Origin of the sequence: Rhodopseudomonas palustris BisB18 (assembly GCF_000013745.1) — a bacterium.
Taxonomy (GTDB): Bacteria; Pseudomonadota; Alphaproteobacteria; order Rhizobiales; family Xanthobacteraceae; genus Rhodopseudomonas_A; species Rhodopseudomonas_A palustris_F.
In genome coordinates this window covers 976,327-988,482 of sequence record NC_007925.1, presented here as the reverse complement: position 1 = coordinate 988,482, position 12,156 = coordinate 976,327, and the positions used below count along the sequence as shown (strand labels likewise).

Here is a 12,156-nt window from a genome sequence, read left to right as displayed (position 1 = left end):
GCAGGTGCGGCGACGCGCAAGGTGGGGCGACGAGAGAGCGGTGTCATCGATCGACTATTGCGCCGCGTCAGACTTGCCGCCGACCCTGCGATGAAAGTTTCGACCTGCCCTCTCCGCGTCATGGCCGCGCTCGTCGCGGCCATCCACGCCCGCGAGCAAGGCTTCCGGTGTGGTCGTGGATGGCCGCGACGAGCGCGGCCATGACGGGTTGCGACGCAAGGCCCCGACAATCGCCGCGCTCTCACGGCAACGGCGCCCGCGGCTCTGCGCCGTTCGCGAACATCTCCGGCAGGCTGCCGCGTTGGCCCTGGTCCCGCCCCCGTCCGGCGTCCGACAAATCGCCGACGCGCACCGCGCCATCATCCTGAGAGCCTGCCCCGGACTTGATCCGGGGTGCCCGAGCAACGCGAGGGCCTCGAAGGATGCGGCCGCGAGTCCCGCGCTGCTCCCGCCCGCCCGTAGCCCATCCTTCAAGACGCCCGGCTACGCCCTACGGGCTTCGCCGGGCTCCTCAGGATGACGGCGCGCTTGAGGGGGCGGCAGATAGCAGCCTGATTACTTCGCCGGCAATACCGTGCCTTCCACCGCGCCGAAGCCGACCCGGTAGCCGTCGCCCTGGCACCAGCCGCGCTGGCTCACCGAATCGCCGTCTTCGAGAAAGCCGCGCCGCTCGCCGCCGGGCAGCGTCAACGGCTCGGCGCCGTTCGATGAAATCTCCAGCAGGCTGCCGCGCTGTCCCGGCCCCGGGCCGCTGACGGTGCCGGAGCCGAGCAGATCGCCGACCCGCATCGCGCAGCCGCTGGACGCATGGTGCATCAGCTGCTGCACCGACGACCAATACATAAACTTGAAATTGGTAGCGCAGATCGTCGCCGGCGCGGTCGCCGCCGTGCGCAAATCGACTTCAAGCGCCAAGTCGTAGTTGTTCGGCCCGCGCTGCGCCAGATAGTCCAGCGGCGCTGGCTGCTGCGCCGGCCCCTGCACCCGGAACGGCTGCAGCGCTTCCCGGGTCACGATCCACGGGCTGATCGAGGTGGCGAACGCCTTGCCCTGGAACGGGCCGAGCGGCACGTATTCCCATTGCTGGATGTCGCGCGCGCTCCAATCGTTGAGCAGCACGAAGCCGAAGATCATCGCCTCGGCCTGCGCTTCGCTGAGCCGCTCACCAAGCGCCGAGCGCTGCCCGATCACCACGCCGATCTCGAGTTCGAAATCCAGCCGCCGGCTCGGCGCAAAGCGCGGGCCGGCGTCGCCCGGCTCCTTCAACTGCCCGTGCGGCCGGCGGATCTCGGTGCCGGAGACCATGACGGTCGAGGCGCGGCCGTTGTAACCGATCGGAATGTGCAGCCAGTTCGGCAACAGCGGATCGGCGTTGTCGCGAAACAGCGCGCCGACATTGCTGGCATGTTCTTTCGACGAATAGAAATCGGTGAAGCCCGCGACCTCGAGCGGCAGATGCAGCGTCACCTCGTGCTGCGCGACCAGCGCGCGGGCGCGCAGCGCCGCGTCATCGCGCAGTTGCGGATTGTCGGCGCGCAGCACTTCGCTGATCCGCGCCCGTGTCGCCGACCAAACCTCGCCGCCGAGCGCCATAAAGCCGTTGACCGCGCCTTGCGCGAACACGTTGTCGCCGGGCACGTCGAGCAGCCCCGCGTCCGCCAGTGCGGCGAGATCGAGCACATATTCGCCGATCGCGACGCCGATCCGCGGCGCCGGTTGCGACGGCGTCGAGAACACCCCGTAGGGCAGGTTCTGGATCGGAAAGTCCGAGCGCGGGTCGACCTCGACGAACGCGCGCAGGCTGGGATCGTTGGGATGCATCAGGGTTTGGTCGGATCGAAGCGCTTTTGCAACCCGCGCCAGCACTCAGCGTAGTCGGCCTGCAGCGTGCTGGAAGTCGCGGCGTGCACGGTGACGCGCTGCGGATAGCGGGTCTCGAACATGAAGGCCAAGGTGCCTTCGAGCTTCACCGGCTTCAGCTCGGCGTTCGACGCGTGATCGAACGCCTCGCGGTCCGGACCGTGCGGCAGCATCATGTTGTGCAGCGAGGCGCCGCCGGGCAGAAAGCCCTGCGGCTTGGCGTCGTACACGCCATAAATCAGCCCCATGAATTCCGACATGATGTTCATGTGATACCACGGCGGGCGGAAGGTGTTCTCCGCCACCATCCAGCGCTCCGGGAAGATCACGAAGTCGATATTGGCGGTGCCGGCGGTCTCCGAGGGCGAGGTCAGCACGGTGAAGATCGACGGATCGGGATGATCGAAGCCGATCGCGCCGACCGGCGAGAAGGTGCGCAGATCATATTTGTACGGCGCGTAGTTGCCGTGCCAGGCCACCACGTCGATCGGCGAATGCGGCAACTGCGTCACCCACAGCGCGCCGCCCCATTTGACGTAGAGCTCGGTCGGCGTGTCGCTATCTTCATAAGCCGCGACCGGCGTGAGGAAGTCGCGTGCGTTCGCAAGGCAATTGGCCCCGATCGGGCCGCGCTCCGGCAGCGTGAAGCCGCCGCCGTAATTCTCGCACAGATAGCCGCGCGCCGGCCCGTCGATCAGCTCGACGCGAAACTTGACGCCGCGCGGAATCACCGCGATCTCGCCGGGCGCGACGCCGATCACGCCGAATTCGGTGACGAGGCGCAAGCCACCCTGCTGCGGCACGAACATCAATTCGCCGTCGGCATTGTAGAAATGCTGGTTCACCATCGAGGCGCTGATCAAATACATATGCGCCGCCATGCCGGCTTGCGTATTGACGTCGCCCGCCGTGGTCATGGTCTCGACGCCCTGCAGAAAGGTCTGCGCGCGCTGCGGCAGCGGCGGCGGGTCCCAGCGCAATTGCGCGATCGGCATGTCGTGCTCATGGCAGGGTGCGGAGCGCCACAGCCCGGCCTCGGCTTTCTCGAAGCGGCCGGAGTGCTGCACCGAGGGGCGGATGCGATACAGCCAGGAGCGCTCGTTAGAGCCGCGCGGCGCGGTGAACGGCGAGCCCGACAATTGCTCGGCGTAAAGCCCGTAGGGCGCGCGCTGCGGCGAGTTGCGCCCGATCGGCAGCGCGCCGGGCAGCGCCTCGGTCTCGAACGAATTGCCGAAGCCCGACATATAGCCGGGCGTGATGGCTTGCGTGCTGCGGCCGATCAGCCCGGGAGCGGTGGTGATGTTCATGTCATCCTCCGTGTCGTTTGCGGATCATCCGCCCTGCAGCGCCGCCCACATCTCGCGGTCGCGCTCCGCGGTCCAGATCACCGGGTCTTCGATGCCGGAAGCTTCGTCGAACGCACGCGAGACGTTGAACGGCAGGCAATGTTCGTAGATCGCGAAGCTCGCAAATTTCGGGTCCATCACCGCACGGCACGCCGCCATCGTCTCCTTCAGCGAGCGGCCCTTGGCGACCGCGAGTTCGGCGGCGCCATACAGCAAGCCGACGAAATCCCGCGTCATCGCGATCGCCTCGCGGGTGGTGTCGAGGCCCTGCAGCGCGGCGCCGCGGCCGGGCGCGATCGCCTTCGGATTGAATTCGCGGATTTCGTTCAGCGTGCTCGGCCAGTCGCGCAAGTAAGCGTCGCCGCAATAGCACGCCGAATGATATTCGATCAGGTCGCCGGAAAACATCACCTCGGCATCCGGCACCCAGGCGACGATGTCGCCGGAGGTGTGGCCGGCGCCGAGCTGCAGCAGCCTCACCTCGCGCTTGCCGAGATAGATCGACATCTCGCCCTCGAAGGTCAGCGTCGGCCAGGTCAACCCCGGGATGCTTTCGGCGTCCTGGAACAGCCGCGGAAACCGGCCGAATTCGGAATCCCAATCCTGCTGGCCGCGCTCCTCGATCAGCCGATAGGTTTCTTGCGAGGCGACGATGCCCTGCGCGTCATAGGCCGAGGCGCCGAGCACCCGCACCGCGTGATAATGCGACAGCACGACGTATTTGATCGGCTGGTCGGTCACGGTCCTGACCCGCTCGATCACCTTGCCGGCCATCGCCGGCGTCGCCTGGGCGTCGAACACGATGCAGCCGTCCTCGCCGACGATCACCGCGGAATTCGGATCGCCCTCGGCGGTGAAGGCATAGAGATCGGGGCCGATCTCCGAAAAGCTGATGGCCTTCTCCGCCATGTCGGTGGTGGATGCGAAGCCTTTTGACATGTGGTCAACGTCCTTTGCGATTTTCGATCGAACTAAAACTACGCTCGTTGTGCGAACTCAGATGTGTCGTGCCCCGGACGCGGCGCACGACGCCGCCCTTGCGGCGTGGTGCGCCGCGAGCCGGGGCCGTTACGCAACGCGGTGCTTGGAACGGTCCCGGTTCTGCGGAGCAACGCCACGCGCTGCACCGCGCCCGGGACACGATCCCTCATCGTAGCCTCCCGGCCGCGCCGTCATCCTGCGATCCCTCCTCCACCACGCCGCGCTTCGCCAGCTCCACCGCCTCGCGCAGCACGCCGAGGTCGCCGATGTGATTGGCGAGCGTCAGCACCAAGGCGGTGTCGAGCGCGGCGCTCTGCTCGTCGCTCAGCCCGCGATGCGCCTCGACGATCAGCCGGTAGGCGGCGTCGGGGTCGGCGAAATTCGACGCGGTCGACAGCGTGCTTGTCATGGTCACACCATTCCCCTCGCCCGCGCCAGCGCCGCGTCGAGCGCGGCGGGCGTCGGCTGCTTGAACCGCGCGGCGACGTAGCCGTCGGGGCGAAGCAGATAGGCCGCGCCCGGGCTCGCGTCGTAACGCTGCGCGAACAGCCCGGCTTGATCGCGCAAACCCGCGTCCGCTCCGATCCGGATCTCGCCGACGCCGTCCGGCACCGGCAACGTCGTGCCATCGGCGGCGTGCAGCAGCGTGAAGCCGCGCCCGGCGGCTACGAATGCGTCGCCGAGATAGCAGCGCCCGCCGTCGCCCCGCGCCAGCGGCGCGTCGATCATCTGCGCGCCGGGCTTTGGCCCGCCCGCCCAAATCTCGCCATCCGGCGTCGACAACGGCGTGTCATAGACCGACGGCAGCGACAGCCGCCCGGCATTGACCATGCGCTTGGCGAAATCCGCCTGCTTGGCCAACGCCAGCACCGCGCCGCGTAGCCGGCGTTCCTGTTTGGAATGCGGCGCGATGAAATCGGTCGAGCGGGTGGAGGCGCGGATATTGTCGTCGGCGGCCTGGCCGCGCTCGATCTCGTAGCTCGAAAGCAGCGCTGCGCCGGCCGTCCTGCGCAGCACCAGGTCGAGCTTCCACGCCAGATTCTCGCCGTCCTCCAATCCGGAATTGGCGCCGCGGGCGCCGAACGGCGACACCTGATGCGCCGAGTCGCCGGCGAACACCACCCGGCTGTGCACCAACCGCTGCATCCGCCGGCACTGGAACTTGTAGATCGAGATCCATTCGAACGAAAAGTCGCCGTGGCCGAGCATCCGCTCGATCCGCGGCCGGACGTTCTCCGGCAGCCGTTCCACCGCCGCATCGGCGTCGGCGCCGATCTGCAGATCGATCCGCCAGACATTGTCCGGCTGGCGATGCAGCAGCGCCGATTGCCCGGAATGGAACGGCGGGTCGAACCAGAACCAGCGCTCGGTGGGAAACTCGGCCTGCATCTTGACGTCGGCGATCAGGAACTGATCCTCGAACACCTCGCCTTGGAATTCGGCGCCGACCATCCCGCGCAGCGCCGAGCGCGCGCCGTCGCAGGCCACCACGTAGTCCGCGGCAAGCCGGTATTCGCCCTCAGGCGTGGCGACGGTCAGCACCGCGTGGTCATTGTGCTGCGCAAGCCCGATCACCTTGTTGCGCCAGCGCAGGTCGACCTGCGGCAATTGCTGCACCCGATCGACCAGGAACGCCTCGGCGTAGTATTGCTGCAGATTGATGAAGGCCGGCATCTTGTGGCCTTGTTCCGGCAACAGATCGAACCGATACACCATGGCGTCGCGCAAAAAGATCTTGCCGACCTGCCAGATCACGCCCTTGGCGAGCATACGGTCGGCGACGCCGAGCCGGTCCCAGAGCTCCAGAGAACGTTTGGAAAAGCAGATCGCGCGCGAGCCGTCGCCGATCCGGTCGGCGTCGTCGAGCAGCACCACCGAGTGGCCGCGCTGCGCCAGATCGATCGACAGCGACAATCCCACCGGTCCGGCGCCCACCACCACGACGCGGTGCCGCGCCGGATCGCGCCGATCCTGGTCGCAATGGCGGCGATACCCGAACGCGGCTTGGCCCGGCGGCATCGCTCAGGCTCTGTCGCGCTGCAAAATCGCAAACCCTCGCATCGCAGCTTCCCACCCTGTGGTTGGTCTTAGTTTTGATGCATCTAAGCCGCAGAAGCCGCGCGACGCAACCGGGCCGGTGGGTCGGGCGTTGTTGACAGCGTCGCCCGGCCTCGTTTGATAATGCCGGTTGCGTCAAGTAAGCTCACCGCGCCGCAAGTCCGTTCGGCGCAAATCACCTTGGACCCGCGTCGAATGACAATCCGCCTGGCATTGATTGCGATCCTGAGCCTGGCGATGTCGCCGCTGATCGAGGCCGCCGCGGCGGCCGAGCGGGTCGCGCTGGTGATCGGCAACGCGAAATATCCCGACAGCGAAAAGCCGCTCAAGGAACCGATCAACGATGCCCGCGAACTCGGCGAGGAATTGCAGCGCGCCGGCTTCGACGTCGAGATCGGCGAGAATTTGAACGGCGAGGCGATGCGCCGCGCCTTCGACCGGCTCTATGCGAGGGTCGAGCCGGGCGCGGTGGCGCTGGTGTTTTTCAGCGGCTTCGGCATCCAGTCGAACCGGCAGAGCTACCTGATCCCGGTCGACGCGCAGATCTGGACCGAGCCCGACGTACGCCGCGACGGCGTCAGCCTGGAAACCGTGCTCGGCGAAATCAACAGCCGCGGCGCCGCCATCAAGGTGGCGCTGCTCGACGCCTCGCGGCGCAACCCGTTCGAGCGCAGGTTCCGCAGCTTCTCCGCCGGACTCGCGCCGGTGGTCGCCCCGAACGGCAGCCTGGTGATGTATTCGGCGGCGCTGAGTTCGGTGGTCAGCGACAATGGCGGCGACCACGGCCTGTTCGTCGGCGAATTGGTGAAGGCGCTGCGCGACCCGGGTTCGAGCGTCGAGGACACGCTGAGCCGCACCCGGCTCGGCATCACCCGCGCCTCGAAAAACGAACAGGTGCCGTGGATCTCGTCGTCGCTGACCGACGAATTCTCCTTGAGCCCGGGGCCGCAGCCGACTGTGGCGCTGAACGCGCCGCCGCCGACCGGCGCAGCGCCCACCGCGGCGCCGGCGCTGCCCGCGCCGATCGAGATCGCCAAGCCGAATCCGGCCGCCGCCGCGCCGCAAGCCGCGGCCAAGCCGGCGGAGCCGAACCTTGCCGCGCCGGAGCCTGCAAAAGCGCCGGCGAGCCAACTGGCGCTGGCCGAGGATCCCACCATCAAGGCGTTGAGCGGCAAGCTCGCCGACAATCCGGACGACGCCAACGCGCTGTATCGCCGCGGCCAGGTCTATGCCAGCAGGGGCGCCTACGCGCTCGCGGTGCAGGACTTCGACGCCACCATCCGGCTCAACCCGCGCGACGTCGAGGCTTACAACAATCGCTGCTGGGTGCGAACCGTGACCGGCGACCTGACAGCCGCGCTGAAGGATTGCAACGAGGCGCTGCGGCTGCGGCCGAACTTCGCCGACGCGCTGGACAGCCGCGGGCTGGTCAACCTGAAGAACGGCCAGATCAAGAACGCGATTGCCGATTTCGACGCCGCGCTGAAGATCGATCCGCGGCTGACCTCCTCGCTGTACGGCCGCGGCCTCGCCAAGCAACGCAACGGCGCGGTCGCCGAAGGCGAGCGGGACGTCAACACCGCCAAGGCCATGGACCCCAACATCGTGCAGGAATTCGACGGCTACGGGGTGCGCTGACCGCGCCGTGCCGCCGCTTGGGGCGGGCCAGGCGGCGCGCCGCCGCGCTGGATTGTGCAGCGATGCCAGCGCGCTGCGGGGCGGCTTCGGTTTTTGGTTGGGCATCGCGGAGCCGGTATGTAGATTGCCTGCGCGGCCGCAGGCCAGACGTGTTGACGGGGTTTCGATGCCGACCAATCCGAGACCCGCCAGGACCCCGACCGATGGTGGTCCGGCGCAGGCCAGCGCTCCGCTCAAGCCGATCCTAGCCACGCTGCTCGCGGCTCTGCTGAGCGCCGCCGGCGGCGAGCAGGCCGCGGCGCAGGCGGAACAGCCGGCCAGCGCGCAAGTCATCGTCGCCCGCGCGACCAACGCCTGCTTCTCCGACATGGTCCGGGTCACCGGCTTCTTCGTGCCGCGCCGCGAGGCGGTCGCCGGCGTCGATCAGGAGGGCGCGCGCATCGCCGAGATCCTGGTGCGCGAGGGCGACAGCGTCAGCGACAACCAGGAACTGATCCGATTGACCGGGGCGCGTTCGGTGCGCGCGCCGGCGGCGGGCCTCGTCATCCAGATCGCCGCCGCGGTCGGCGCGCCGGCCTCGCCGCAGGCCGGTCCGATGCTGCGCATCGCGGTGGGTGGCGAGATCGAACTCGACGCCGAGGTGCCCGGCATCCACGCGCTGAAGCTCAGCCCCGGCGCGCCGGCGCGGATCAGCCGCGACGACGGCCCCGACCTCGTCGGCAAGGTGCGGCTGGTGGCGCCGCAGCTCGACCGCGCCACCCAGCTCGGCCACGTCCGGCTGTCACTCCCCAACAATCCGCCGCTCAAGGTCGGCAGCTTCGCCCGCGCCAATATCGACGCCAGGCGCAGCTGCGGCGTGGCGATCCCGCGCACCGCGGTGGATCGTCTCGCGGTGCAGGTGGTGAACGGCAATATCATCGAGACCCGCAAGGTGCGGGTCGGGCTCACCTCGGAGAGTTCGATCGAAATCCTCGAAGGCCTCAAGGAGGGCGAGATCGTGGTCGCCGACGCCGGCACCTCGCTGCACGACGGCGACCAGGTCAAGGCGCTGTTCGCCGACGACCTCGACCGCACGCGGGTGCGCTGATGGCCCGGATGAACATCTCGGCCTGGTCGATCCGCCACCCGCTGCCCTCGATCGTGTTCTCGATCATCCTGTTGGCGCTGGGCTGGGTCTCGTTCACCAAGCTCGCGATCACCAGGCTGCCTTCCGCCGACATTCCGGTGATCTCGGTGTCGGTGTCGCAGTTCGGCGCGGCGCCCGCCGAACTCGAAGCCCAAGTCACCAAGACCATCGAGGACGGCGTCTCCGGCGTCGAAGGCGTGCGCCATATCGCCTCGTCGATCACCGACGGTCTGTCCGTCACCACCATCCAGTTCGCGCTGGAGACCAACACCGATCGCGCGCTCAACGACATCAAGGACGCGGTAACGCGGGTGCGCAGCCAACTGCCGCAGAACGTCAACGAGCCGCTGATCCAGCGCGTCGACGTGATCGGGCTGCCGATCGTCACCTATGCGGCGATCTCGCCCGGCAAGACGCCCGAACAATTGTCGTGGTTCGTCGACGACGTGGTGAAGCGCGCGCTGCAGGGCGTGCGCAACGTCGCGCAGGTCGAGCGGATCGGCGGCGTCGAGCGTGAGATCCTGGTCTCGCTCGATCCCGACCGGCTGCAGGCCGCGGGGCTCACCGCGGTCGATGTCAGCCATCGGCTGCGCGGCATCAATGTCGATCTCGCCGGCGGCCGTGCCGAAATCGGCAGCAACGACCAGGCGATCCGCACGCTGGGCGGCGCCAGGACGCTGAACGACCTCGCCGGCACCATGATCAGCCTGCCGGCCGGCGGCGAGATCCGGCTCGACGACCTCGGCACCGTCACCGACACCATCGCCGACCGCCGCACCTTCGCGCGCTTCAACGGCGAGCCGGTGGTGGCGCTCGGCATCAAGCGCAGCAAGGGCGCCAGCGACGTCGTGGTGGCGGCCGCGGTGCAGAAGCGCGTCGACGCCCTGAAGGCGGCCTATCCGGACGTCGACCTAAAATTGATCGATACTTCGGTGGACTACACCAAGGGCAATTACGAAGCCGCGATCTCGACGCTGTTCGAAGGCGCGATCCTGGCGGTGATCGTGGTGTTTCTGTTCCTGCGCGACTTCCGCGCCACGGTGATCGCCGCGATCTCGCTGCCGTTGTCGATCTTCCCGGCGTTCTGGGCGATGGATCTGTTGGGCTTCTCGCTGAACCTGGTGTCGTTCCTCGCCATTACGCTCTCCACCGGCATCCTGGTCGACGACGCCATCGTCGAGATCGAGAACATCGTCCGCCATATCCGGATGGGCAAATCGCCGTATCGCGCTGCATTGGAGGCCGCCGACGAGATTGGCCTCGCGGTGATCGCGATCTCGCTGACCATCATCGCGATCTTCGCGCCCGCCAGCTTCATGTCCGGCATCGCCGGGCAGTTCTTCAAGCAGTTCGGCATCACCGTCTCGGTGCAGGTGTTTTTCTCGCTGTTGGCGGCGCGGTTCGTCACCCCGGTGCTGGCGGCGTATTTCCTGAAGGACCATCCGCACGTCGACAAGCCGCCCGGCCTGCTGCTGCGCACCTACATCCGTCTGGTGACCTGGTCGGTGCGGCATTATTTCATCACCGTGCTGATCGGGGTCGGCGTGTTCGCCGCCTCGATCTGGAGCATCACGCTGTTGCCGCAGGGCTTCCTGCCGGCGCAGGATTCCGCGCGCTCGCTGCTAGCGCTGGAGCTACCGCCGGGCTCGCAGCTCGCCTTCACCGAACAGACCACCGAGGACATCGTGGCTCGGTTGCGCAAGCGCCCGGAAGTGCGCAGCGTGTTCGTCGACGGCGGCAGGGTGCCGCCCGGCATCTTCGAGGTGCGCCGCGCCGCATTGATCATCAACTACACGCCGAAGGGCGATCGCTCCATCACCCAGCGCGAACTCGAATTGTCGATCGGCAAGGAGCTCGAGGCGGTGCCGGACATCCGCTACTGGTTCCTCGATGAGAACGGGCTGCGGGCGATCTCGCTGGTGGTGACCGGGCTCGACAGCAACATCGTCAGCAACGTCGCCCAGGAACTGGCGAGCCAGATGAAGCGGATTCCGATCGTCGCCAATGTGATCTCGGAAACCTCGCTGGACCGCCCTGAGCTGCGCATTCTGCCGCGCGCCGATCTCGCAGCAAGGCTCGGCGTCTCCACCGAGGGCCTATCGGAAACCATCCGCGTCGCGACGATCGGCGACGTCGGCCCGGCGCTGGCGAAATTCGACGCCGGCGATCGGCTGGTGCCGATCAGGGTGCAACTCGAGGACGGCGCCCGCGCCGACCTGCAGGTGCTGGAGCGGTTGCGGGTGCCGACCGGCGGCGGCCGCGGCGGGGTGCCGTTGTCGGTGGTCGCCGACATCAGATTCGACCAGGGGCCGACCAGCATCAACCGCTACGACCGCGAGCGCCAGGCCACGGTGGCCGCCGACCTGGTCGGCACCGCGGCGCTCGGCGACGCGATGAAGCAGATCTACGCGCTGCCGGTGATGAAGAGCCTGCCGAAGACCATCAGCGTCAAGCAGTCCGGCGACGCCGAAAGCCTCAACGAATTGTCGGAGGGCTTCGCCACCGCGATCAGTGCCGGCCTGATGATGGTCTATGCGGTGCTGGTGCTGTTGTTCGGCACCTTCCTGCAGCCGATCACCATCCTGTTCTCGCTGCCGCTGTCGATCGGCGGCGCGATCGCGGCGCTGCTGATCACCGGCAAACAACTCACCACGCCGGTGTGGATCGGAATTCTGATGCTGATGGGCATCGTCACCAAGAACGCCATCATGCTGGTGGAGTTCGCGGTGGAGTCGATCCGCGACGGCCAGGGACGCGAGGCGGCGATGATCGACGCCGGCATCAAGCGGGCGCGGCCGATCGTGATGACCACGGTGGCGATGGTCGCCGGCATGACCCCCTCCGCTTTGGCATTCGGCGCCGGCGGCGAATTCCGCTCGCCGATGGCGCTGGCGGTGATCGGCGGGCTGCTGTTCTCCACCGTGCTGTCGCTGATCTTCGTGCCGGCGATGTTCATGCTGATGGACGACATCGGGCGCCTGTCGTGGCGTTACGGCAAGAAGCTGATCAGCAACGACCGCGACGACCAGGCGCCGCCGCCCGCCGCGCCGGCCGCGCATCCCGCAAACGCCCACGCCGAAGCGGCAAAGCCCGCCAAAGCGCCGTCATTCTGGCGGACATAGTTCGCGTATTCTGCCGCCTGCGCTG

General features: G+C 67.7%; 8 protein-coding genes. 3 read left to right on the top strand and 5 right to left on the bottom strand.

Features of this window, described 5'->3' with window-relative positions; translation table 11 throughout:
- Positions 1-555: 555 nt before the first annotated feature.
- The 5 genes from fahA to RPC_RS04470 all read right to left on the bottom strand — a co-directional run bounded on the left by fahA (position 556) and on the right by RPC_RS04470 (position 6,206).
- On the bottom strand, positions 556-1,821 hold the full coding sequence (gene fahA / locus RPC_RS04490; RefSeq protein WP_011471370.1) for a fumarylacetoacetase: 1,266 nt from the start codon (positions 1,819-1,821) through the stop codon (positions 556-558).
- Complete coding sequence (hmgA, locus tag RPC_RS04485) at positions 1,821-3,167, bottom strand: homogentisate 1,2-dioxygenase (protein WP_011471369.1); 1,347 nt, start codon at positions 3,165-3,167, stop codon at positions 1,821-1,823. The genes fahA and hmgA overlap by 1 nt, the downstream gene beginning before the upstream one ends.
- Positions 3,168-3,191: 24 nt before the next feature.
- Positions 3,192-4,145, bottom strand: a complete 954-nt coding sequence (locus tag RPC_RS04480) for an MBL fold metallo-hydrolase (RefSeq protein ID WP_011471368.1) — start codon at positions 4,143-4,145, stop codon at positions 3,192-3,194.
- A 208-nt stretch (positions 4,146-4,353) separates the two neighbouring features.
- Positions 4,354-4,596, bottom strand: coding sequence for a DUF2783 domain-containing protein (locus RPC_RS04475; protein ID WP_011471367.1), 243 nt, complete (start codon positions 4,594-4,596; stop codon positions 4,354-4,356).
- A 2-nt stretch (positions 4,597-4,598) separates the two neighbouring features.
- Complete coding sequence (locus tag RPC_RS04470) at positions 4,599-6,206, bottom strand: FAD-dependent oxidoreductase (RefSeq protein ID WP_011471366.1); 1,608 nt, start codon at positions 6,204-6,206, stop codon at positions 4,599-4,601.
- 234 nt (positions 6,207-6,440) lie between these two features.
- Here RPC_RS04470 and RPC_RS04465 point away from each other — a divergent pair, with 234 nt between their 5' ends.
- From RPC_RS04465 to RPC_RS04455, 3 genes are all read left to right on the top strand, one after another.
- Positions 6,441-7,883, top strand: a complete 1,443-nt coding sequence (locus RPC_RS04465; RefSeq protein WP_041801386.1) for a caspase family protein — start codon at positions 6,441-6,443, stop codon at positions 7,881-7,883.
- A 166-nt stretch (positions 7,884-8,049) separates the two neighbouring features.
- On the top strand, positions 8,050-8,970 hold the full coding sequence (locus RPC_RS04460; RefSeq protein ID WP_011471364.1) for an efflux RND transporter periplasmic adaptor subunit: 921 nt from the start codon (positions 8,050-8,052) through the stop codon (positions 8,968-8,970).
- Positions 8,970-12,131 (top strand): efflux RND transporter permease subunit, encoded by a 3,162-nt coding sequence (locus RPC_RS04455; RefSeq protein WP_011471363.1) that lies wholly within the window; start codon positions 8,970-8,972, stop codon positions 12,129-12,131. Before RPC_RS04460 ends, RPC_RS04455 begins: the two co-directional genes overlap by 1 nt.
- Positions 12,132-12,156 lie beyond the last annotated feature (25 nt).